This window comes from Rhodoferax sp. TS-BS-61-7, from assembly GCF_002943465.1.
Taxonomy (GTDB): domain Bacteria; phylum Pseudomonadota; class Gammaproteobacteria; order Burkholderiales; family Burkholderiaceae_C; genus Allorhodoferax.
Map to the genome: position 1 here is coordinate 351,562 of NZ_PTQY01000002.1, position 21,725 is coordinate 373,286.

At 62.3% G+C, this 21,725-nt stretch carries 19 protein-coding genes; 9 read left to right on the top strand and 10 right to left on the bottom strand.

Annotated features, from left to right (window positions below; genetic code table 11):
• Positions 1-77: 77 nt before the first annotated feature.
• Complete coding sequence (locus tag C5F53_RS07525; RefSeq protein WP_105260739.1) at positions 78-1,826, top strand: thiamine pyrophosphate-binding protein; 1,749 nt, start codon at positions 78-80, stop codon at positions 1,824-1,826.
• A 6-nt stretch (positions 1,827-1,832) separates the two neighbouring features.
• Complete coding sequence (locus tag C5F53_RS07530; RefSeq protein WP_105260740.1) at positions 1,833-2,357, top strand: GNAT family N-acetyltransferase; 525 nt, start codon at positions 1,833-1,835, stop codon at positions 2,355-2,357.
• An 82-nt stretch (positions 2,358-2,439) separates the two neighbouring features.
• Here the strand turns inward: C5F53_RS07530 and C5F53_RS07535 are convergent, their stop codons facing one another.
• On the bottom strand, positions 2,440-3,078 hold the full coding sequence (locus C5F53_RS07535) for a hypothetical protein (RefSeq protein ID WP_146097322.1): 639 nt from the start codon (positions 3,076-3,078) through the stop codon (positions 2,440-2,442).
• 134 nt (positions 3,079-3,212) lie between these two features.
• Between C5F53_RS07535 and C5F53_RS07540 the strand changes: the two genes are divergently transcribed.
• A complete protein-coding gene (locus C5F53_RS07540) occupies positions 3,213-4,790 on the top strand; it encodes a winged helix-turn-helix domain-containing tetratricopeptide repeat protein (RefSeq protein ID WP_105260742.1) in 1,578 nt (525 codons plus the stop codon).
• Positions 4,791-4,843: 53 nt separating this feature from the next.
• Positions 4,844-6,997: an NAD(P)-binding protein gene (locus tag C5F53_RS07545; protein WP_105260743.1), complete on the top strand. Its 2,154-nt coding sequence runs from the start codon at positions 4,844-4,846 to the stop codon at positions 6,995-6,997.
• Positions 6,998-7,014: 17 nt separating this feature from the next.
• On the opposite strand, the gene C5F53_RS07550 is transcribed toward C5F53_RS07545, so the two are convergent.
• The 7 genes from C5F53_RS07550 to C5F53_RS20240 all read right to left on the bottom strand — a co-directional run bounded on the left by C5F53_RS07550 (position 7,015) and on the right by C5F53_RS20240 (position 13,356).
• Positions 7,015-8,019 (bottom strand): ABC transporter ATP-binding protein, encoded by a 1,005-nt coding sequence (locus tag C5F53_RS07550; protein WP_105260744.1) that lies wholly within the window; start codon positions 8,017-8,019, stop codon positions 7,015-7,017.
• Positions 8,016-8,987, bottom strand: a complete 972-nt coding sequence (locus C5F53_RS07555; protein ID WP_105260745.1) for an ABC transporter ATP-binding protein — start codon at positions 8,985-8,987, stop codon at positions 8,016-8,018. The genes C5F53_RS07550 and C5F53_RS07555 overlap by 4 nt, the downstream gene beginning before the upstream one ends.
• Positions 8,988-8,993: 6 nt before the next feature.
• Entirely contained in the window at positions 8,994-9,905 is a 912-nt protein-coding gene (locus C5F53_RS07560; RefSeq protein WP_105260746.1) for an ABC transporter permease, read from the bottom strand.
• Positions 9,906-9,945: 40 nt separating this feature from the next.
• On the bottom strand, positions 9,946-10,926 hold the full coding sequence (locus C5F53_RS07565) for an ABC transporter permease (RefSeq protein ID WP_105260747.1): 981 nt from the start codon (positions 10,924-10,926) through the stop codon (positions 9,946-9,948).
• Between the two features lie 64 nt (positions 10,927-10,990).
• Positions 10,991-12,562: an ABC transporter substrate-binding protein gene (locus tag C5F53_RS07570; RefSeq protein ID WP_105260748.1), complete on the bottom strand. Its 1,572-nt coding sequence runs from the start codon at positions 12,560-12,562 to the stop codon at positions 10,991-10,993.
• Between the two features lie 180 nt (positions 12,563-12,742).
• Complete coding sequence (locus C5F53_RS07575) at positions 12,743-13,177, bottom strand: SWIB/MDM2 domain-containing protein (protein ID WP_105260749.1); 435 nt, start codon at positions 13,175-13,177, stop codon at positions 12,743-12,745.
• 26 nt (positions 13,178-13,203) lie between these two features.
• A complete protein-coding gene (locus C5F53_RS20240) occupies positions 13,204-13,356 on the bottom strand; it encodes a hypothetical protein (RefSeq protein ID WP_161499899.1) in 153 nt (50 codons plus the stop codon).
• On the opposite strand from C5F53_RS20240, the gene rraA reads away from it, so the two are divergent.
• On the top strand, positions 13,355-13,876 hold the full coding sequence (gene rraA / locus C5F53_RS07580; RefSeq protein ID WP_105260750.1) for a ribonuclease E activity regulator RraA: 522 nt from the start codon (positions 13,355-13,357) through the stop codon (positions 13,874-13,876). The two genes, C5F53_RS20240 and rraA, sit on opposite strands and share 2 nt — an antisense overlap.
• Here rraA and C5F53_RS07585 read toward each other — a convergent pair.
• The gene (locus C5F53_RS07585; RefSeq protein WP_105260751.1) at positions 13,860-14,828 is read right to left on the bottom strand and encodes a DMT family transporter; all 969 of its coding nucleotides are present in this window, start codon (positions 14,826-14,828) and stop codon (positions 13,860-13,862) included. The genes rraA and C5F53_RS07585 overlap by 17 nt on opposite strands.
• A 127-nt stretch (positions 14,829-14,955) precedes the next feature.
• Between C5F53_RS07585 and speB the strand changes: the two genes are divergently transcribed.
• Complete coding sequence (gene speB / locus C5F53_RS07590; RefSeq protein WP_105260752.1) at positions 14,956-15,876, top strand: agmatinase; 921 nt, start codon at positions 14,956-14,958, stop codon at positions 15,874-15,876.
• A 10-nt stretch (positions 15,877-15,886) separates the two neighbouring features.
• Complete coding sequence (locus C5F53_RS07595) at positions 15,887-17,188, top strand: FAD-binding oxidoreductase (protein WP_105260753.1); 1,302 nt, start codon at positions 15,887-15,889, stop codon at positions 17,186-17,188.
• Between the two features lie 13 nt (positions 17,189-17,201).
• On the opposite strand, the gene C5F53_RS07600 is transcribed toward C5F53_RS07595, so the two are convergent.
• Positions 17,202-18,689, bottom strand: coding sequence for a PLP-dependent aminotransferase family protein (locus C5F53_RS07600; RefSeq protein ID WP_105260754.1), 1,488 nt, complete (start codon positions 18,687-18,689; stop codon positions 17,202-17,204).
• Positions 18,690-18,863: 174 nt separating this feature from the next.
• Between C5F53_RS07600 and C5F53_RS07605 the strand changes: the two genes are divergently transcribed.
• Both C5F53_RS07605 and C5F53_RS07610 read left to right on the top strand, forming a co-directional pair.
• Positions 18,864-20,231, top strand: a complete 1,368-nt coding sequence (locus tag C5F53_RS07605; RefSeq protein WP_105260755.1) for a glutamine synthetase family protein — start codon at positions 18,864-18,866, stop codon at positions 20,229-20,231.
• Positions 20,232-20,257: 26 nt separating this feature from the next.
• Positions 20,258-21,652 carry an aspartate aminotransferase family protein gene (locus tag C5F53_RS07610; RefSeq protein WP_105260756.1) on the top strand — a complete coding sequence of 465 codons (1,395 nt, stop codon included), beginning with the start codon at positions 20,258-20,260 and terminating at the stop codon, positions 21,650-21,652.
• The last annotated feature ends 73 nt before the right edge of the window (positions 21,653-21,725 follow it).

Below are 21,725 nucleotides of genomic sequence, written 5' to 3' on the forward strand. Positions count from 1 at the left end.
GCATTGGCACTATAGCTTGCGCAACATGACGGTGTGCATCAAACAATGTGCGGAATGTTGGCGGCACAATGGAGTGCATGACTACAGCTTCTCCAATCTCCCAACTCGCCGGCCACCTGCTGGTGCAATGCCTGGTTGAACAGGGCGTAACCCACGCCTTTGGTGTACCCGGTGAAAGTTACCTGGCCGTGCTGGATGGTTTTCATTTGTACCGCGAGCAGATCCAATTTGTCGTGAACCGCCAAGAGGGCGGTGCCGCCTTCATGGCTGAGGCCCACGGCAAGCTCACCGGCCGCCCCGGCGTGTGTTTCGTGACGCGCGGGCCCGGCGCCACCAACGCCAGCATTGGTGTGCACACGGCGTTCCAGGATTCCACACCCATGGTGCTGCTGGTGGGTGACGTGGCCAGTGACCAGCGCGACCGCGAGGCCTTTCAGGAGATGGACTACCGCGTCATGTTCGGCCCCAGCGCACTGGGCATGGCCAAACGTGTGGAGCGTATTGATGACGCGGCGCGCATTCCCGAATACATCGCACGCGCCTTTGCCACCGCCATGAATGGCCGCCCCGGCCCTGTGGTGCTGGTGTTGCCCGAAGACATGCTGACGCAGCCGCTGGTGGCCGATGCGGCTGGCAAGCTACCGCAACCGCTGGCCCGGGTAGAGCCGGTGGAGGCCTGGAGCGACCCTGGAGCCTTGCGCAATCTGCGCCAACTGCTATTGAAATCGGAGCGCCCGTTTGTCATCGCGGGCGGCGGTGGTTGGACGCCGCAGGCCGCACAGGCGTTACAGCGTTTTGCCGAAAACTGGCGCCTGCCGGTAGGCAATGCGTTTCGCTTTCAGGACACCTTTGACAACCACCATCCGCAGTACGCGGGCGATGTGGGCATTGGCATCAACCCGGCGCTGGCCAAACGTGTGCGCGAGAGTGATCTGATCATCGCCATTGGCCCACGCCTGGGTGAGATGACCACCGGTGGCTACACGTTGTTGCAGGCACCCAAGGCGGCGCAGACGCTGGTACACATCCACAGCAGCGCCGAAGAGCTCAACCGCGTCTACCAGGCCGACTTGGCCATCCACGCCAGCATGCGCGCCGCCGCCCGCTCGCTGGAGGTGTTGACCGCGCCGGTGAATGTGCCCTGGGAGGCCTGGACGCAGGGCTGCAACGCCGACTACCAGGCCAACCTCGTGCCCAGCGTGATCAAAGACCTGCCCGCTGACAACGACCGCGGCCTGGTGGACATGCCCAGTGTGATCGCCACGCTGCAAAAGCACCTTCCTGCAGATGCTGTGCTGACCAATGGCGCCGGCAACTTTGCCAGCTGGCTGCACCGCTTCTACCGCTACACCGGCTTGGCTTCGGGCCACAAGACCCAGCTGGCACCTACCAATGGCGCCATGGGTTATGGCGTGCCGGCCGGCATTGCAGCCGCCATCACCACCGGGCGCACTGCCTTCACCATTGCCGGTGACGGTGATTTTCTGATGAACGGGCAAGAGCTGGCCACGGCGGTGCAGCATGGTGCCAAGAGCATCATCCTGCTGCTGAACAACGGCATGTACGGCACCATCCGTATGCATCAGGAGCGCGAGTACCCGCAGCGTGTGGCGGGCACGGCGCTGAACAACCCCGACTTTGCGGCGCTGGCGCGTGCCTATGGTTATGCGGGCGTCACCATCCGCAAGAGTGCCGACTTTGAAGCCGAGCTGCTGGCCGCGCTGGTGCGACCGAATGGCACGGTGATCGAGGTGGTGCTGGAGCCTGAACTCATCAGCACGCGCGGCACCTTGGCCGCGATGACGCAAGCTGCGTTGCAGCGCTGACCTGCCATGCCCATCATCCGCTTGACGCCCGAGCACGCAGCGGCCTACCGGGCGCTGATTCTGCAAGCCTATGCCTTGCACCCGGACGCCTTCACCACCAGCGCCACCGAGCGCAGCGGTTTTCCGCTCAGCTGGTGGGAAAACCGGCTGGCCGCTGGTGACGATGCCACGGAAGTGCTGTTCGGCGCCTGGGAGCAGGGCGCGCTGGTGGGCTTGGCGGGCCTGTCGTTTGAGCCGCGGGAGAAGGCCCGCCACAAAGCCACGCTGTTTGGCATGTATGTGGATGCCCAGCACCGCAGTCTGGGCTTGGGGCGCCAGTTGGTGGCAGCTGTGCTCGACTATGGGCGCAGCCGCAACGGCACGCTGCTGGTGCAGCTCACGGTGACCGAGGGCAACGCTGCAGCCAGTGGCTTGTACGCGTCTTTCGGTTTTGTGCCCTTTGGGACCGAGCCCTTGGCAGTGCGGGTGGGGAGTGGGTATGTGTCCAAGGTGCACATGTGGTGCCACCTGCATGCGCCCCACCTGGCTTGAGCAGGTGGGCAGCGCTGGGGTGCGATATTGCTATTAAATCAATAGCTGCTCGCGCAGTATTGGCGTGCTCTAGAGGTCTTTTTTATGCTGAATGTGCCATGCGAAAGAGAGGCGGGCTGCTGTGGCCCGCAGGCTTGCTGGCCTGTCCCGTCGCGGGGGCGCCCAAGGGGGGCAGCAGAATAAACGGGCCCGGGCCGCTGTCGTGCCACTGGGAGCAGGCCATCACATAGCTGCTGCCGACGCCGGGCTGTTCGGTGTCCACGATCATGGCAATCCGCATGCCGCTGAAGTCGGACTGCGTGTACAGGCGGCGCACACCTGTGGCGCCCTGGATGGTTGGCAGGTGGATGGACTGGGCGGGCGACCAGCGGCGGCCCAGGCTTTCTGCGGCGTCCAGCGCGGTTACCGGAGTTTCGGTCCGGTACTGGGTGTTCAGCCCCTTGGCCGCAATCACCACCAAGGCGCCCGCAACATTGCGGCCCACGGTCAGAAAATCGGCCTTCAGGCCCAGATTTTCCAGGCGCTGGCCGCTGGCGTCAAAACGGCTGTCACCGCTGTCGGCGATAAAGCTCCACACGCAGCCGTCCGGGCCGATGCTGAAGGCTTCCTCCTGCTTTTGCGCGTTGCGCATGACAACGGTCTGTTGCCATTGCACTCCCTGGGATGGGCGTGGCTCGTAAGACATGGGGTTTTGTGGAGCAGTCACGGTGGTTTTTGGCATGGAATGTTCTTTTCTTTCAACGACTTGGGCTGAGTTTGCTGAGTTGCTCCCCAAAAGTCCTCAATCACTCCTTAAAATTCCTGAATTCGTGACTGACCAGGTCTTCAGGACCGCCAAGAAAGATCGCTTTGCCCGTGACACCTTCCCTCGCCAAAAACGATTCCGACATCAGTGTTTTTGGAGCGTGCGTGCTGCAACGGCATGAACGCCGCCTGTTGCGCGATGGCCAACCCGTCATGGTGGGCGCCCGGGCTTTTGATGTGCTGTGTGTGCTGGTAGACCATGCGGGCCAGTTGGTCAGCAAAAAACAGCTGTTTGACCTGGTCTGGCCCGGCTTGGTGGTGGAAGAGAACAACCTGCAGGTGCACGTCTCCAGCCTGCGGCGCATTCTGGGGGGCGATGCGATTGCCACCGTGCCCGGGCGCGGCTACCGCTTCACCATGCGTATGGCCGAGAGCCCTGCACCCGCCGCGGCGCCTGTGCGCGCTGCCAATAGCCAGGGCCGCGCGTCCGACCAGCCGGCCTACCGCCGCACCATTGCGGTGCTGCCTTTTGTGGACCTGAATGCGGACCCCGCGCAGGAATATTTTTCGGATGGGCTGGCCGAGGACATCATCAGCTACCTCACCCGTTCGCCCTGGCTGCTGGTGGTGTCGCGCAACTCGTCGTTTGCCTACCGCAAGTCCAGCGACAGCAGCCAAGCCGTGGGGCAGGCGCTGCGCGCGCGTTATCTGGTGTCGGGCACGGTGCGCAAGGCAGGGCAGACCCTGCGCATGACGGCCGAGCTGGTGGACACCTCCACCGCAGAGACTCTGTGGTCTGACCGCTTTGACCGGCCCCTGACGGACATGTTTGCCATCCAGGCCGAGATTTCGGCGCAGATCGTCAGCGCCATTGAGCCGGTCTACCTGCACAGCGAGGAGAAGGTGGCTGCCGAGGTGCCCAACCAGAGTCTGGAGCACTGGGACCTGCTGATGCGGGCGCGCTGGCATTTCTGGCGCACCACGCCCGACCACGTGGTGCAGGCGCAAGCCCTGCTGACACGGGCGCTGGAGATCAAGCCCAACGATTCGCCCAGCCTGTCGCTGATGGCCTTTACCCACTTGGCCAAAATCTGGGGCGCCTGGGCCGAAGACCCACGCGCCACTGTGGCGGAGGCCAACCGCTTGGCCCTGGTGGCAGTGCGCAATGACGAGCGTGATGCCTTTGCCCACTTCACGCTGGGCACGGCCCTGTCGTGCGCCGGCCAGATGGAGGCCGCCATTGCCGAGATGGAGTGTGCGCTGGCCCTGTACCCGCAGGCCTCGGCCGCGGCGGGCGAGCTGGGGCGCTTGCTGGTGTTCTCGGGCCGCACCGAAGAGGCCGAGGAGTTCATCCTGCAGGCCATCGACGCCAGCCCGCACGACCCGCACCTGAGCCTATGGATCCGCAGCCGCGCGATTGCCTGCTTTATCGATGGCCGCTATGCCGACGCGGTGCGCTACGCCCGCGAGGCCACCGCCAAGCGTGCCGACTGGTATTTCAACCACCTGCTGATGGCGGCCTGCCTGTCGGCGGTGGGAGATATGGCGTCTGCACAAGACAGCCTGACCAAGGCGCTGAGCGGGAGGGGCTACAACTTGCAGTCCCTCATGTTTGGCCACCCTTTTGTGAAGGCCGAGCACCGGGAAAAGTTTCTTGGCGCCCTGCGCGATGCGGGGTGGGAGGCTTAAACTTTCAGGCTTTGTGGCGGCGCCGTGCTGTTGCAGCATCCTGAAAGTCCGTCGTGCCCATTGCCACCCCTGATGCAAGTCCCCTGTCTCCATCTGCCCGGCCCCGCAAGGTGGCCATTCTGGGTGGTGGTATTTCCGCACTCACCACCGCGTTTGAACTGACCAGCCAGCCCGGCTGGGAGCAGTCACTGGACATCACGCTCTACCAGATGGGCTGGCGCTTGGGCGGCAAATGCGCCACCGCACGCGGTGAGCACATGCGCATCGAGGAACACGGCATCCACGGCTTTTTGGGCAGCTACTACAACGCACTGCCGGTGATGCGCCGCTGCTACGAAGCCCTGGGCCGCACGCCGGACCAGCCGCTGGCCACTTTTGAAGAAGCCTTCAAGCCCGAGAGTTTTGTGCTGATGTGGGAGTACATCGACGGCAAGATGACCCGCTGGCCCTTCACCTCGCCACGCAATGCCTTGGTGCCGGGCGACCCAGCCTCCATGGCCAAGCTGCAGTCGGTGGCCCATTGGATTGCCGCCACCGCCGATGTGCTGGACGCGCTGCTGGACCACCATGCGCACGCCTATGCCGACCTGGGGCTGGTGAAGTCTGCCCAATGGGCACTGGGACGCACGATGGTGAAGGGTATAGTGGCTATCCTCCAATCGGAATCCGTGGCGCTGCACGGCGTGGACTCGGCGCTGTGGAAGGCGCTGGACGCTGCCTGGCACTGGGTGCGCGATGCGGCCGAAACGCTGGTGAAAGACAACACCGAGCTGCGCCGCCTGCTCATCGTGGCCGAGTTCCTGCTGGCCATCGTGCGTGGCTGTATTGCGGACGAAGTGGCCACCAAAGGCTTTGACCCACTGGACGAAGAAAACTTCAGCGACTGGCTGGTGCGCCACGGCGCGTCGGTGATGGTGGCATCCAGCCCCATGGCGCTGAACACGGTGAACCTGTCCTACCAATACCCCAAGGGCGATACCGCACGCACGGCGCTGATGGGCGCGGGCTGCTACCTGCACTGGACGCTGCGCAGCTTTGCTTACGCGGGCGCCTTTGCCTGGTTGTTTGAGGCCGGCACGGGCGAGACCGTGATTGCGCCGCTGTATGAGGTGCTGCGCCAGCGTGGTGTGAAGTTCGAATTTTTCCACAAGGTCGAGTCGCTGAAGCTCAGTGCCGACCAATCGCAGGTGGAGGAGGTGCACTTCGCCGTGCAGGCCACGCTGAAAGACAAACACCGCCCTTACGAGCCGCTGATCTCGGTCAAGGGCCTGCCATCGTGGCCGGGCCAGCCACGCCACGAGCAGCTGGAGCAGGGCGATGCGCTGCGGGATGGGCGGGTGGACCTGGAGTCGTACTGGAGCGGCTGGCAGCCCGTGGCACACCGCACGCTGCGTGCGGGTGAGGGCTTTGACCAACTGGTGTTCGCCATCTCGATTGGCGCCGTGCCCTACCTGTGCCGCGAGCTGCTGGACACGAGCCTGCCGTGGCGCACCATGGTGGACAAGGTGACCACGGTGCAGACCCAGACCATGCAGCTGTGGATGAACCGCAGCACCACCGAACTGGGCTGGGACATCCCGTTCCAGAACCCGACCGACACCGTGATTGGCGCCACCTACCTGAACCCGCTGGACGGCCAGGTGGACTTCACCCACCTGCTGCAGTGGGAGGATTGGCCGCAGGCGTCAGCCCCCAAATCGCTGTGGTACTTCAGCGGCGCTATGGCCGAGTACGAAGCCCCGCCACCGTTTACCGACACCGGCTACCCGGCCCGTGCCCATGCCCGTGTGCAGGCGCAGTGTGTGCAGTACCTGCAGGCCAGCATCGGGCCGCTGTTGCCCCTGGCCACCACCAATGTGGTGAATCCACCGGGTGATCCCGTGGGCCTGGACTTCAGCCTGCTGCGCACCGACCCGGCACACCCGGGCGTGGGTGTGCAGCGCTTCAACCAGCAATTCTGGCGCGCCAATATCGACCCAACCGAGAGTTATGTCACGTCGCCCCCAGGCAGCACCAAGGCGCGCCTCAAGGCCTGGGGCAGCGGCTTTACCAACCTTACGCTGGCGGGCGACTGGATTTACACCGGCCTGAACGTGGGCAGTGTGGAAGGTGCCGTCATGGGCGGGCGGTTGGCGTCGTTTGCGGTGTCGGGTTACCCGGCGCTGCAGGACATTGTGGGCTACCCCACATTGCAAGGGCGGGCCTAGCCCGCCCTGGTTCGGACCTAAATACGACCTTCCTCGACCGCGTGGCATGCCACACGCACTCCCGTGTAGTTTTTCATCTCGGGTTTTTCGCTGCTGCAACGTGGGTTGGCGTGTGGGCAGCGGGGATGAAAGGCACAACCCGTGGGCGGGTTGAGCGGGTTGGGCACCTCGCCTGCCACGGCGGTGCGGGCTTTGCCGGTGTCGTGCATCTTGGGGATGGCTTCCAGCAGCATGCGGGTGTAGGGATGGCGTGGGGTGTCAAACAGCGTGTGTTTGTCCGCCAGCTCTACCAGGCCGCCCAGGTACATCACACCCACCTGATCGCTCACGTGGCGTACGACGGCCAGGTTGTGGGAGATGAACAAATAGGTCAGGCCGTGTTTGCGCTGCAGGTCCTTCATGATGTTGAGCACCTGTGCCTGAACGCTCACATCCAGCGCAGACGTGGGTTCGTCGCAGACCAGAAACTCCGGCTGAGTGGCCAGGGCCCGGGCGATGGAGATGCGCTGGCGCTGCCCGCCGGAGAACTGGTGGGGGAACTTCACCCGGTCTTGCGCTGACAAGCCTACGGATTGCAGTAACTCTACAACGCGTTGCGCGATGGCCTCGTTGTCACTCAGGATTTCATGCTCCCGCAGTGGCTCGGCAATGATGTCGCCCACGGTCCAGCGCGGGTTCAGGCTGGCATAGGGGTCCTGGAACACCATTTGCACCCGGCGGCGCAGCTTGCGGCCTTCCTTCGTCTTGAAGGCCGCATGGGCATCTTGCCCATCAAACTGAAAGCCACCACGGGTGGGCTCATACAAACCGACCAGCAGACGGGCGACGGTACTTTTGCCACAGCCAGACTCCCCGACGAGGGCCAGGGTTTTGCCACGTTCGATGTCAAAGCTCACACCATTCACTGCCTTGAGCAGCATTTTGGGCTTGCGCTCGATGACGCGGTTCAACCAGGGGGGCGAGACGTCAAACGTCTTGGCCAGGTCGGTGGCGCGGACCAGGGGTTGTGGGGTATCGCTCATGCGGCACCTCCGGTTTCGTGCAACCAGCAGGCCGCGTGGGTGTTCCCGGCCTGTATCAGGTTGGGGCGTTGTTGCCCGCATTTGGCGAAGGTTTTGGTGCAACGCGGATTGAAGGCACAGCCTTGCGGAATCGCGTTGAGTCGTGGCATGGCGCCATCGATCTGGTGGAGGTTCTCGCGGTCTTGGCTCATGTCGGGAATGCAGGCCATCAGGCCGGCGGTGTAAGGGTGTGACGGGCGGTTGATCACGTCATGCACGGGGCCAATTTCGGCCACGCGCCCGGCGTACATCACGGCCACGCGGTCGCAGGTTTCGGCAATCACGCCCATGTCGTGGGTGATCAGCATGACGGCAGCGCCACGCTCCTTGCAGATGGTTTTGAGCAGCGTGATGATCTGCGCCTGGATGGATACATCGAGCGCCGTGGTGGGCTCATCGGCCACGATGAGTTTGGGCTCTGCGGCGAGCGCCAGCGCAATCACCACACGTTGTCGCATGCCGCCAGAGAACTGGTGCGGGTAGTGGTCAATGCGTTGCTCGGCCGCCGGAATGCCGGTGTCTTTGAGCAGCTCGATGGCACGCGCACGCGCTTGGCTCGCATTGAGCGGTAAGTGGGTGGTGATGGTCTCGATGAGCTGCCGCCCGACCGAATACAGCGGGTTGAGTGAGGTCAGCGGGTCCTGGAAGATCGCACCAATCTTGCGCCCGCGGATGGCGCGCATCTGGGCGTAAGGGAGGTTGTCAATGCGTTGGCCTTCCAGCAGGATTTCGCCACTGCCGACGCGGCCCGGGGGCTCCAGCAGGCCAATGATGGCGGCGCCTGTCAGTGATTTACCGGCACCGGATTCACCCACAACGCCCAAAATTTCACCGGGCGCGATGTTGAAGGACACATCGTCCAGGGCGCGTAGCGTGCCTTTGCGTGATGAGAACTCCACCACCAGATTTTTAACTTGTAACAAGCTCATACAGGGTTACCGCAAACGGGGGTTGAGGGCATCACGCAGCCAGTCGCCCAGCAAATTGACGCTCAGGGCGATCAGCACCAGCATGGCGCCGGGGAAGATGGTGATCCACCATTCGCCGGAAAACAGGTAGTCGTTGCCCACCCGGATCAAGGTGCCCAGAGAAGGGGACGTTGGTGGCGCGCCCACACCCAGGAAGGACAGCGTGGCTTCCGTGATGATCGCGGTTGCCACCTGGATCGTGGCCAGCACCAGCACCGGTCCCAGCACGTTGGGCAGCACATGTTTGCGCATGATGCGCAGCGGTGCCACACCGGTCACGCGGGCCGCCTGCACGTACTCTTTGTTGCGCTCCACCATGGTGCTGCCGCGCACGGTGCGGGCGTACTGCACCCAGCCGGTCAAGGAGATGGAGACGATGAGCACGCCGAATGCCAGTGACTCATGGGCGTTGGGAAACAGGGCGCGTCCGACCCCTGCGATCAACAGGGCCACCAGGATGGCGGGGAAGGACAACATCACATCGCACAGGCGCATGAGCAGTCCGTCCACCCATCCCCCCAGAAATCCGGCCAGCAGCCCCAGGCTCACGCCCACAAACAGGGACAGCACCACCGAAGCCAGGCCAACGGCCAGGGAAATTCTGGCCCCGTACATGAGTGCAGAGAGGATGTCCCGGCCCTGGTCATCGGTGCCCAAAAAGTACTCCGATTTGCCACCCACACTCCAGGCGGGGGGCAGTCGGGCGTTGTCCAGTTGGAGCGTTGCCAGATCAAAGGGGTTGTGGGGCGCGATCCATGGCGCAAAAAGCGCACAGACCAGACAAATCAGCGCGATCAGCGCGGCAAAAACGGCGGTGGGAGACGTGCGAAAGCTGTAGCCCACATCGCCATCCCACCATTGGTGAAACAGGTTTTTCAATTCAAGATTCCTCTGGTGTGAAGAAAGGTTCGGGAGTGGCTCAGTGGCCGCCGGATTTGCCAACACGAAGCCGTGGGTCCACGGCAAAGTACAGCAAGTCCACGATCAGGTTGATCACCACAAAAATGAGCGCAATCAGGCACAGATAGGCGGCCATCACCGGAATGTCCGCAAAGGTGACCGCCTGAATGAACAGCAGCCCCATGCCCGGCCATTGGAAGACGGTCTCGGTGATGATGGCAAAAGCAATCAGCCCGCCCAGCTGGAGGCCCGTGATGGTCATGACCGGAACCAGCGTGTTCTTGAGCGCATGGCCAAAGTGAACTGCCCGGGTGGTCAAGCCGCGCGCGCGGGCGAACTTGATGTAGTCCGTGCGCAGCACTTCCAGCATTTCGGCCCGCACCAAACGCATGATCAGCGTGAGCTGAAAAATGGCGAGTGTGACGGCTGGCAACACAATGTGGTGCCAGCCCTTGGCGGTCAACAAACCACTGGTCCACCAGCCGATCTTCACGACTTCCCCACGCCCGAAACTGGGAAACCAGCCCAAGGTCACGGCAAACACCAAAATCAGCAAAATGCCGATCAGAAAGGTTGGCAAAGAGACGCCCAAGAGTGACAGTGTCATGAACACTTGGCTCAGAAAGGAACCTCTGCGCAGGGCGGCGTACACCCCCATCGGGATACCAACCGCCAGTGCCAGAAAGCCCGCAACCAAGGCCAACTCCAGCGTGGCTGGGAAGCGCTCTGCGATAAGCGCCGACACCTGGGTGCCCTGGCGCAGGCTGAATCCGAACTCTCCCCGGGCCGCGTTCGCCAAGAAATGCCAGAACTGGACAATGAAGGGCTGGTCCAAACCCAAGGCCTGCCGGAGTTCCCGGATTTGCTCTTGGGTGGCATCCTGCCCCAGCAAGAAGACGACCGGGTCGCCGACGTACTGGAACAGCATGAAAGATATGAGGGCAACGGTGACCATCACCAATGCCGCTTGCGCCAAGCGCCGCACTATGAATGCAAACATGGATTCAAAAAAAATGAGGGCCGCGACAAGCTGCCGCGGCCCTGTTTTGTAAGGGTATGCGGTCTTACTTGACTTTGATCAGGCGCCAGTCCAGACGGTTGTCTGCACGGTGCACCACGTCAATATTCTTTTTCATGGCCCAAGGAATGACTTGGTTGTGCAAAGGAATATTGGCAACGTCGTCGTTATGCAACTGGAGTGCCTTGGTGAGCAGTTCCGTGCGCAACTTCAGATCGGTCTCTTTTTTGGTGCGTTCCACCAAAGCGTCCATCTGGGGGTTGCTGTAACGGCCCACGTTGTAGTTGCCGTCGCCACCCGCGCCCACGGTGCGCACCAGGGATTGCAGGCTGTACAGCGCATCAAACGTAGGAACGCCCCAGCCCAGCATGTAGATGCTGGCTTCGTTGCGCTGGATCATGGGGAAGTAGGTGACCAGGGGCAGGGTGCGCAGCTTGGCCTTGACGCCAATACGCGACCACATGGCGGTCACCGCCTGGCAGATCTGCTCGTCATTGATGTAGCGGTTGTTGGGGCAGGCCAAGTCCACTTCGAATCCGTCCTTGTATCCGGCGTCAGCCAGCAGCTTCTGGGCCGCAGCGACGTCAAACGGGAAACGCTTGTGGACCGCTTCGGTCCATCCGTTGACCTGGGGCGCCACGATGGCACCGGTAGGCTGACCCAGACCACGCATGGTGACACGGGCAATGGCGTCTGCGTCAATGGCCTGGTACAGGGCCTTGCGTACGCGCACATCTTTCAGCGGGTTTTTGCCCTTGATGTTGCTACCCACCAGTTCGTCACGGAACTGGTCCATGCCGAAGAAGATGGTGCGGTTTTCCACGCCATCCATCACCTTCAGCTCGGGGTTGGAACGCACACGGGGCAGATCCTGGGGGCTGGGGTCCAGCACCAGGTCCACTTCACCAGACAAGAGGGCTGCCATGCGGGTGGCAACGGCCTTGACGGGGGTGTAGACGATTTCGGTCACATTGGTGTCGGCTTTGCCCCACCAGGCCTTGTTTTGCGTCAGCACCAGCTTCTGGTCAGGCAGCCATTCCTTCAGAACGTAGGGGCCTGTGCCCATGGCGTTGCGGTGCGCAAAGTTTTCTTCCTGGGTCTTGATGTCTTTGGGCGCAACCGACTTGTTCTTTTCTGCCCAGGCCTTGCTCATGACGCGCAATTCGGTCATCTGGTTGAGCAACACGGGGTTGGGCGTCTTGCTGTAGACGTCGAACGTGGTGTCGTTGACCTTGACCACCTTGTCCACGCCCTGGATGTAGGGGGTGAAGTTGGAGGTGGGCATCATGGCGCGCTGGATGGAGAACACCGCGTCGTCCGTGGTCAGCGGGCTGCCATCGTGAAACTTCACACCGGTGCGCAACGTGAAGCGCATTTGGGTGGGGCTGATTTCTTTCCACGCGGTGGCGAGCACGGGTTCTATCTTGAAGGTTTTGCTGTTGTAGTAAACAAAACTTTCGTACACAGCGGCGTGGATGCCGTTTTGCAAGGCATTGTTCTGGGAGTGGATGTCCCAGGTTGCAATGTCACTGGCGCTAGACCATTTGAATGTTTTGGCCTGCAGGGCGGTTGCTCCAAATGCCAGGGTGGCGGCGAGAGCGAGTATCTTGAGTTTCATGGACAAAGATCCTTGGGATGAAAGCGGGCGATTATGCATAAAGCATGCCCAAAAAAAACGGCGGTTAACCCTAGGTTTGTGAGGTCTTGGCACGATAGGCGGTATATGCACTTTCGTATAGGCCCACGCAGGCCAAAAAAAAAGGCCGCACAAGTGCGGCCTTTTTGAATCAAGCGGGGATTACTTGAGGTGCTTGCCGATCAGGCCAGCCATCTCAAACATCGACACCTGGGCTTTGCCGAAGACTTCCTTCAGCTTGGCGTCAGCGTTGATCATGCGCTTGTTCACTGCGTCTTGCAGCTTGTTCTTCTTGATGTATGTCCACAGCTTGCTGACCACTTCGGTGCGGGGCAGAGCGGCTGCACCCACCACAGCTGCCAATGCGGAGCTGGGGGTCAGGGCCTTCATGAACGCGGCGTTCACGGTGCGCTTTTTGGCGGGAGCTTTTTTGGCAGCGACCTTTTTAGCGGGAGCTACTTTTTTGGCGGGGGCCGCTTTCTTTGCGGGTGCTGCTTTCACAGCGACTTTTTTCGCGGGAGCGGCTGCCTTCTTAGCAGGAGTCGCCTTCTTTGCGGGAGCGGCTTTTTTTGCCGGTGCTTTTTTCGCAGTTGCCATGATTGATTGTCCTTCTAGAAGATTGATTAATCACCAGCAAAAAACTGCTTCTTCACTGGTACTGCGGATGCTAATGGCAAAAAAGCACGTTTCCAAGGGAGGAACTGCATTTTTCCCTCTGGGATGTTGTTTTTTTCATTGGAGAATGGCTCTGTATCTTGTTCTGGAGCCTCTTTCATGCCGATTGCCTTTGCCACCTGTGACCTTTGCGATGCCCACAAAGCCGATACCAGCGGCGATTTTCGGGTGCTGCCCCCGGTGTTTCGTGACTTTGGTGTCGTGCGCAAGTTCGCCGGCCCGGTGGTCACCGTGAAGTGTTTTGAGGACAACACGCTGGTCAAGGCCGCGGTGGATTCCCAAGGCTGGGTCGATACCGACGCCGGGCGTGTGGCGCAGGTGCTGGTGGTGGACGGTGGTGCTTCTGTGCGCCGGGCACTGCTGGGCGGCAACCTGGGGGCTGCGGCTGCGCGCAATGGCTGGGCCGGTGTGGTGATTGATGGATGTGTGCGCGACACCGCAGAGCTGGCCACGCAGGCCGTGGGCATCCGCGCGCTGGCTGCCATGCCCATGCCGACCGAAAAACGAAACCAGGGGCAGGCCGGTGTGGCAGTGCAGCTGCAGGGCGTGTGGGTACGCCCCGGTGACTGGTTGTATGCCGACGAAGACGGCATCGTGGTGTCGGCTACGGCGCTGGTGTAGCTGTCGTTGTCGCGCCTGTACTGCGCGAGGGCAAGGTGGCCAGCACCACGCCCAATAGTGCCACGGCAAACGCCACCAGCTGTATGCCGGTCAGGCTTTCGCCCAACACCAGCACGCCCACCAGCGCGGCCGAGATCGGCAGCATCACCGTGAACACACCGGCACGTGCGGCCGGCACGGTTTTCAGACCGGTCATCCACAGCCACACCGTCCACACACTGGCCGCCAGCGCGTAGAACACCAGCAACACCCAAGAGCCGGTGGCCACGCCGCCAAAGTCGAAACGCCAGGCCGCGTACAGGCCCAGGGGCGTCATCAGCACAAACCCCCACAGGTTGATGAGGGCGGTGATACGTTTGGGCGAAAGGGCGCCGGTCAGCTTTTTGCCAATCACTGCATACGCTGCTTCGCACAGCACGGCACCAAACACCAGCAGATTGCCCAACAAGGCCTTGTTATATGCCAAATCGGCCTCTGGTCCCGATAGAGACTGCGCGGGTAGCTCCTGTTTTGATAGCGCCAATAAGCCAATGCCGATTGCACCGCAACCCACCGCCAGCCAGGTGCGCAGGCCGATGTGTTCGCGCAGAAAGACCCAGCTCATCAGCGCCACCACCGCAGGAATGCTGGCCATGATGACACCGGCCGACACCGCGCTGGTCATGCTCACGCCAAACAACATGCAGATGGAAAACAGGAAGTTGCCCAAGAGCGACTCCAGAAACACCAGCGCCCGTGTGTGCGGCGTCATGGTGGGTTCACCGGCCGGGCGTTTGAGCCAGTGCAGCATGGCCAGGCCGCCAATCCCAAAGCGCATCCAGGCCAGCAGAAAAATGGGTAACGCGGCTACCAGCGGCTTGGACAGGGCCACATAACTGCCCACCAGCGCCATGCTGAGGGCCAAAAAAAAGTAGGCCAACAGGCGACTGGGGGCGGTGGTGGAGTGGGGCATGCAGGGCAGGGAGTGGAAACGGCAAGCGTGCAAGCCTACACCATGCGCAGCGCGCCAAGTGGCTCCATCGCAGACATCAATTTGCGTTAACGTGCAGTCCATTGAGTTGAACCCGACGAGGATAACCATGGCCATTGGAGAGTTTGCCTACGCCAACAACAGCAACCGTTTTCTCGCGTCAGCACCCCTGCAGGCGCAGCCGTTTGCGCTGGTGGGCGTGCCCTTTGACGGTGCGGTGACCAACCGCCCCGGCGCGCGTTTTGGCCCGCAAGAGATTCGCCGTGCCTCGCTGATGTTGTGCGACGGGCTGCACCCGGTGTTTGGTGTGTCGCCGTTGGAGGCCTTGGGCGATGCGGGGGATCTGCGTCTGCCCAATGCCAGCGCGCTGACCCAGGTACGCGAGGCCATCCAGGCCCAGGCCGCAGCGTTGATGGCGCGCCACCACTGCGTCTTTTTGGGTGGTGACCATTCCATCACGCTGCCGCTGTTGCGCGCCTTACATGCCCAGCATGGACCGGTCTCGCTCATTCATTTCGATGCCCACTGCGACACCTGGGAGGACCATTTTGGCGAACCCTCCGGCCACGGCACCTGGACCTACGAGGCGCTGCAGGAAGGTCTGGTCATCCCCAGCCAGACGGTGCAGATAGGCCTGCGTTCCAGCGGTACGCGTGCGGCGCGCGAGTATGTGCAGGACCAGGGCGGACTGATCTTCACGGCGCGTGCGCTGCGCGGGCGCGACGGGGCAGGCCTGCAGGAGGTGGTGCAACAGATCCGCGCGCGCATTGGCCAGCAGCCGTGTTACCTGACGCTGGACATTGACTGTCTGGACCCGGCGTTTGCGCCCGGCACCGGTACACCCGAGCCCGGCGGCATGAGCAGCTCGCAGGTGTTGACGCTGTTGGAAGAGCTGGCCGACCTCAACTTTGTGGGCATGGACTGTGTGGAAGTGGCCCCGGCCTACGACCATGCCGAGCTCACCAGCAACGCTGCCGCCACGTTTGTGTGGACCTACCTGGCCTCCCAGGTGGCCAAGCGCCCAGCCTGAGAGCGCCCCCATGTTGCTGCAATCTGACACCCAACTCAACCAGAAGAGTTACTACGAGGCCAGCGTGCAGCGGCCTGCTGCATTGCCTCCGTTGCGGAGCGAGGTGCGCGCTGACGTGCTGGTGGTGGGGGGCGGGTTTGCCGGACTCTCATCCGCCATCGCGCTGGCCCAGCGTGGTTACCAGGTGGTGGTGCTGGAGGCCGACCGGGTGTGCAGCGGTGCCTCTGGGCGCAACGGCGGCCAGTTCATCGTGGGCCTGGCCAGCGGGCAGGGCCCGTTTGAAGCGCAGTTGGGCCTGGCCGCGGCCCGACAGGTGTGGGACATGTCGCTGGACGCGATTGCCTTGCTGGAGCAGCGCGTGCGCGAATTCGACATAAGCTGCGACCTGCGCAAGGGTTACATGACCGTGGCCGATTCACCGCGCAAGGCGCGTGTACTGGAAGCCGAGGTGGCGTTGCTGCGCACCCGTTACGGGTTTGAGTCGGCGTTGTACACGGGCAGCGAGGTGCAGCAACACATTGGCAGCACACGCTACTGTGCGGCGGCGGTGGAAGACACGTCTGGGCATTTGCACCCGCTCAAATATGGCTTGGGCCTGTTGCGTGCGGCGCTGGCATTAGGGGTACAGGTGTATGAACAATCCGCAGTGATTGGTTTGCGGCGTGGTGAACCTCTGGTGGCACGCACCGCTCAAGGTTCGGTCACGGCGCGTTTTGGCGTGCTGGCGGGCAACTGCACCTTGCCCGAATATGGTCCGCAGGTAGCACCGGACATTGCACCGCGCACCATGCCCGTGGGCACCTACATCATTGGCACCGAGCCGTTGACCGAAGCACAGTGCCAGTCCCTGATTCCCTCGGGTGCTGCGGTGTGCGACAACAACTTTGTGCTGGATTACTTTCGCTGCAGCGCGGACCACCGTATGTTGTTTGGCGGGCGCGTGAGTTACTCCACACGCACGCCCCCCGGGCTGCAGGCGCTCATGGCGCAGCGCATGGCGAGCATCTTCCCTGCGCTAAAGGGTGTTGCCGTGGAGTTTGTCTGGGGCGGCTTTGTGGACATCAGCATGAACCGGGCTCCCGACTTTGGGCGTCTGGGCACCAACCTGTATTACCTGCAGGGGTTCAGCGGCCACGGTGTCGCACTCGCCGGTCTGGCCGGGCAGTTGGCGGCAGACGCGATTGCGGGGCAGGCTGAGCGCTTTGATGTGTTTGCGCGTGTGCAACACCGACCGTTTCCGGGCGGCGCGTTGTTGCGCACCCCCAGCCTGGTGATGGGCATGCTGTACCACCGGCTGATGGACCGGTTGTAGGCCAAGATTTCTTTCAGCTCTTTTTGCCACTACGGCCAGCCGCCAGCGCGCGCTTGACTGTGCTCGCCAGCACCGGTCCCCAGTGCGCAATGTCTTCCAGCGTGGCGTAGCCATAACCAATCACCAAGCCCTTGGCATCGCTGCGCTGCAGGCAGTAGGCCGACAGTGCGCGCACCGTCATGCCTTGCTGGGCAATGCGCAACGCCAGGGCCTGGTCGTCCACCGTGGTGGGCAGGCGCAGGCACAGGTGCAGGCCTTGTTCGGCGCCGCTGATATGGGCGTGCGGGCCCAGGCAGGGTTGCAGGGCGTCCAGCAGCTGCTGGCGCCGCTGGGCGTAGCTGTGGCGCGCCTTGCGCAGCGCACTGGCAAAGTGGCCCAGTTCAATGAACTCGGCCAGCGCCGCTTGCAGCGGCATTTGCCCGGGCCGGTTCAGGTCGTAGTGGGCCTGGCGGAAGGCGGGCGCCAGTGCTTTGGGCACCACCAGGTAACCGAGTTTGAGGCCGGGGTACAGCACCTTGGAAAACGAGCCCAGGTACAACACGCGTTCGTCGGGGGACAGGCCTGCCAACGAGGAAATGGGGGGGCCGCTAAAGCGGAACTCGCTGTCGTAGTCGTCCTCCAGCACCCAGGCCTGGTGTTTTTGGGCCAGGGCCAACAGTTGCTGGCGCCGCGCCAGCGACATGACGGCACCCGTGGGGTACTGGTGCGAGGGGGTGGTGTAGATCAGCCGGGGCGCATGGCGTTCGTCTGCGGCGGTGGGCGCCATGCCGTCCGCGTCCACCAACACACCATGGGTGCGCAGGCCGCTGGCCATAAACGCCTTGACCGCACCCCAGTAAGCCGGGTCTTCCAGCCAGACCGTATCGCCATGGTCGGCCAGCATCTGGGCACACAACTCTAGCGACTGTTGGGTGCCGCTGGTGATGATGACCTGGTCCATGTCCAGCGGCACGCTGCGCGATACGCGCAGGTAATCAGTCACCGCCCGACGCAGCGGGGCGTGGCCGCCGGAGTAGCAGTAGTCCAGCATGTCGGGATAACTCATGCGCCAGTGTTTGTTTTGCAGGCGCTGCCATAGCGCCACCGGAAAAGCACTGAAGTCCGCCACCCCCGGTGTGAAGGGCTGGATTTCGAGCTCCGCCGAGGTGAACTGGGTGGCCAGCGCCGTGCCGCGGCGCGAGAGCCGGGCCCCGGCGTGGGTGGTTCTGCCGGTGCGGCCACGCAGGCGCGGGCTGGGCAGCTGTTCATTCACAAAGGTGCCACTGCCCACGCGGCTGACCAGGTAACCCTCGGCGCTGAGCTGGTTCAGCGCGGCCATCACGGTGTTGCGAGAGAGCTGCAGATCCTGCGTCAGTTCGCGGCTGGAAGGCAGGCGGTCACCGCCGGCCAGGTGGCCGTTCAGGATGGCACGGCGCAAACCCTCGTACAGCCGGCGGTGCAAGGGAAGGGCGGCCGCACCACTGTTGTGGTGCATATCGGTCAGGAGCAGTTCGGACAACATGGTGTGGGCGCTTGGGGTGGTGCTGAGAGCGGGTTAAAGTGGCACCATCAGGTTTTGCCAAATGGCACTGTTTGCCAGCCAATTCTGCCGCAGAATGGTTTAACAGCGCGCACTGCTACAGTGGCTCAGGCCCAACAATGACCACCCCCAGGGTGCGCCGCAAGGAGATGGAGAATGACCGAAAACAAGACAATGACCTTCAATGACCTGGAGCAATGGCTGAACGAGCGCCGGGTGACCGAGGTGGAGTGCCTGGTACCTGACTTGACCGGTGTGGCGCGCGGAAAAATCCTGCCCCGTGGCAAGTTCACCGAAGACCGCGGTATGCGCCTGCCCCAGGCCATTGTGGCCATGGGCGTGACCGGTGAGTTCCCCGAGAGTGGCCCCTACTACGATGTGGTGGACCCTACCGACAAGGACATGCAGCTGCGTCCCGATCCGTCTTCCGTGCGCATTGTTCCCTGGGCCACCGACCCCACTGCGCAGGTGATCCACGACTGTTTTGACCACGAAGGCAAACTGGTGCCCTTTGCGCCGCGCAGCGTGTTGCGCCGGGTTTGTGACCTGTTTGCGGCCGAAGGCCTGCAGCCTATCGTGGCGCCCGAGCTGGAGTTTTACCTCACCGCCCGCAATACCGACCCCAACACCCTGTTGCGCCCCCCGATTGGCCGCAGTGGCCGGGCCGAAACTTCGCGCCAGGCCTACAGCATCGACGCAGTGAACGAGTTCGACCCGCTGTTCGAAGAGATTTACGACTACTCCGACAAGATGGAGCTCAACGTGGACACACTGATCCACGAGGTGGGCGCGGGGCAGATGGAGATCAACTTCTTCCACAACAAACCCCTGGGCCTGGCCGACGAGGTGTTTTTCTTCAAACGCACGGTGCGTGAGGCCGCCTTGCGCCACGACATGTACGCCACCTTCATGGCCAAGCCGATTGCCGGCGAGCCGGGCAGTGCCATGCATGTGCACCAGAGCCTGATTGATGTGGCCACCGGCAAGAACGTTTTCAGCAACGAGGATGGCACGCCGTCCGAGTCTTTTATGCACTACATAGGCGGCCTGCAGCGCTACATCCCGGCGGCCATGGTCTTGGTGGCGCCGTATGTCAACAGCTACCGTCGCTTGTCGAGAAACACCGCTGCACCCATCAACATCGAATGGGGCTATGACAACCGCACCGTGGGCATTCGCTCGCCCATCTCGTCACCGGCTGCGCGCCGTGTGGAAAACCGCGTGATTGGTGCGGACGCCAACCCCTATGTGGCCATGGCCATGACCCTGGCCTGCGGTTACCTGGGCTTGAAGAACAAGATCAAACCCAAGCCCGAAATGCGCGGTGATGCCTATTTGTCGCCCTACGCCTTGCCCCGCAGCCTGGGCGAAGCGCTGGATTGGTTGCGCAAGGAGTCCGACCTGCACGAGGTGCTGGGCAAAGAGTTCATCACCGTCTACTCCGAGATCAAGGAACTCGAATTCGACGAGTTCATAAAAGTGATTTCTCCCTGGGAGCGTGAGCACCTGTTGCTGCACGTGTAAGCCATTCAACCTTTTAGCCCAACGCCATGAACACTGTTGTCGACACTGCCCTGATCCAGTCCCTGGACAGCGCCCACTTTCTACACCCCTTTACCGACTTCAAGGACCTGTCCAGCCGCGGCGCACGCGTCATCACGCGGGCCGAGGGCATTTATGTCTGGGACTCTGAAGGCAAAAAAATCCTGGACGCCATGAGTGGCCTGTGGTGTGTGAACGTGGGGTATGGTCGCAAGGCACTGGCCGATGCCGCGCACCAACAGATGATGACGCTGCCCTACTACAACAGCTTCTTTCAGACCACCAATGTGCCCGCGGTGCAACTGGCGGCCAAGCTGGCCAGCCTGGCGCCCACGGTGGGGGACCGCAGCTTCCAGCACGTGTTTTATTCCAGCAGCGGCAGCGAGAGCAACGACTCGAATGTGCGCATGGTGCGCCGTTACTGGGACTTGCTGGGCCAGCCGCAGCGCAAGGTCATCATCAGCCGCCACAACGCCTACCACGGCAGCACCATGGCCGGCGCGTCGCTGGGCGGCATGAGTGGCATGCACGCCCAGGGCGACCTGCCGATTCCCAACATCACCCACATAGAGCAACCCTACTTTTTTGAGAACGGCAAGCCCGGCGAAACCGCCGACGAGTTTGGCGTGCGCGCCGCGGGCTGGCTGGAAGAAAAAATTCTGGCTGTGGGCCCGAACAAGGTGGCGGCCTTTATCGCCGAACCGGTGCAGGGCGCGGGTGGGGTCATCATTCCGCCGGCCACCTATTGGCCCGAGATCCAGCGCATTGTCGACAAGTACGGCATCTTGCTGATCAGCGACGAAGTGATTTGTGCCTTCGGCCGCCTGGGTCACTGGTTTGGTTACGAGAAGTTTGGCTACAAACCCGACTTGGTGACCTTTGCCAAGGCGGTGACCAGTGGCTACATCCCCTTGGGTGGCGTGATGGTGGGCAACCGCGTGGCCAAGGTGCTGATTGAGCAGGGCGGCGAGTTCAACCACGGCTACACCTACAGCGGCCACCCGGTGGCCTGCGCCGTGGCCTTGGCCAACATAGGCATCATGGAGCAGGAGCAGCTCCCCCAAAAGGTGCATGGCGAGATCGGGTCCTACTTTGCCCAGCGTTATGCAGAGCTCAATGACCATCCGCTGGTTGGCCTGGCCGAAACCTGTGGTTTTGTCGGTGGCTTGGTGCTGGTCAAGAACAAGAAGACCAAGGAACGCTTCAAGGACGACGACGGCGTGGGCATGGTGTGCCGCGGCCACTGTTTTGGCAACGGGCTGATCATGCGCGCCGTGGGTGACCGCATGATCATTGCGCCGCCCCTGGTGATGACCCGCAGCGACATTGACGAAATGATGCGCCTTATTTACCTGGCCTTGGATCTGACCCAGCGGGACCTGAAAGCGCGTGGATTGCTGTAAAGCGACTGATTTGCACTTCTATAATCTTTTTTGGTCTGAAATTTGCTTATTCACACCAAGCCGTTTTGATTGT

Excerpts from the sequence above, each read along its gene's own strand:
- C5F53_RS07525 (WP_105260739.1), top strand. The coding sequence starts at position 78 with ATGACTACAGCTTCTCCAATCTCCCAACTCGCCGGCCACCTGCTGGTG.
- C5F53_RS07530 (WP_105260740.1), top strand. The coding sequence starts at position 1,833 with ATGCCCATCATCCGCTTGACGCCCGAGCACGCAGCGGCCTACCGGGCG.
- C5F53_RS07535 (WP_146097322.1), bottom strand. The coding sequence starts at position 3,078 with ATGCCAAAAACCACCGTGACTGCTCCACAAAACCCCATGTCTTACGAG.
- C5F53_RS07550 (WP_105260744.1), bottom strand. The coding sequence starts at position 8,019 with ATGAGCGATACCCCACAACCCCTGGTCCGCGCCACCGACCTGGCCAAG.
- C5F53_RS07555 (WP_105260745.1), bottom strand. The coding sequence starts at position 8,987 with ATGAGCTTGTTACAAGTTAAAAATCTGGTGGTGGAGTTCTCATCACGC.
- C5F53_RS07565 (WP_105260747.1), bottom strand. The coding sequence starts at position 10,926 with ATGTTTGCATTCATAGTGCGGCGCTTGGCGCAAGCGGCATTGGTGATG.
- C5F53_RS07570 (WP_105260748.1), bottom strand. The coding sequence starts at position 12,562 with ATGAAACTCAAGATACTCGCTCTCGCCGCCACCCTGGCATTTGGAGCA.
- C5F53_RS07575 (WP_105260749.1), bottom strand. The coding sequence starts at position 13,177 with ATGGCAACTGCGAAAAAAGCACCGGCAAAAAAAGCCGCTCCCGCAAAG.
- rraA (WP_105260750.1), top strand. The coding sequence starts at position 13,355 with ATGCCGATTGCCTTTGCCACCTGTGACCTTTGCGATGCCCACAAAGCC.
- C5F53_RS20240 (WP_161499899.1), bottom strand. The coding sequence starts at position 13,356 with ATGAAAGAGGCTCCAGAACAAGATACAGAGCCATTCTCCAATGAAAAA.
- C5F53_RS07585 (WP_105260751.1), bottom strand. The coding sequence starts at position 14,828 with ATGCCCCACTCCACCACCGCCCCCAGTCGCCTGTTGGCCTACTTTTTT.
- speB (WP_105260752.1), top strand. The coding sequence starts at position 14,956 with ATGGCCATTGGAGAGTTTGCCTACGCCAACAACAGCAACCGTTTTCTC.
- C5F53_RS07595 (WP_105260753.1), top strand. The coding sequence starts at position 15,887 with ATGTTGCTGCAATCTGACACCCAACTCAACCAGAAGAGTTACTACGAG.
- C5F53_RS07600 (WP_105260754.1), bottom strand. The coding sequence starts at position 18,689 with ATGTTGTCCGAACTGCTCCTGACCGATATGCACCACAACAGTGGTGCG.
- C5F53_RS07605 (WP_105260755.1), top strand. The coding sequence starts at position 18,864 with ATGACCGAAAACAAGACAATGACCTTCAATGACCTGGAGCAATGGCTG.
- C5F53_RS07610 (WP_105260756.1), top strand. The coding sequence starts at position 20,258 with ATGAACACTGTTGTCGACACTGCCCTGATCCAGTCCCTGGACAGCGCC.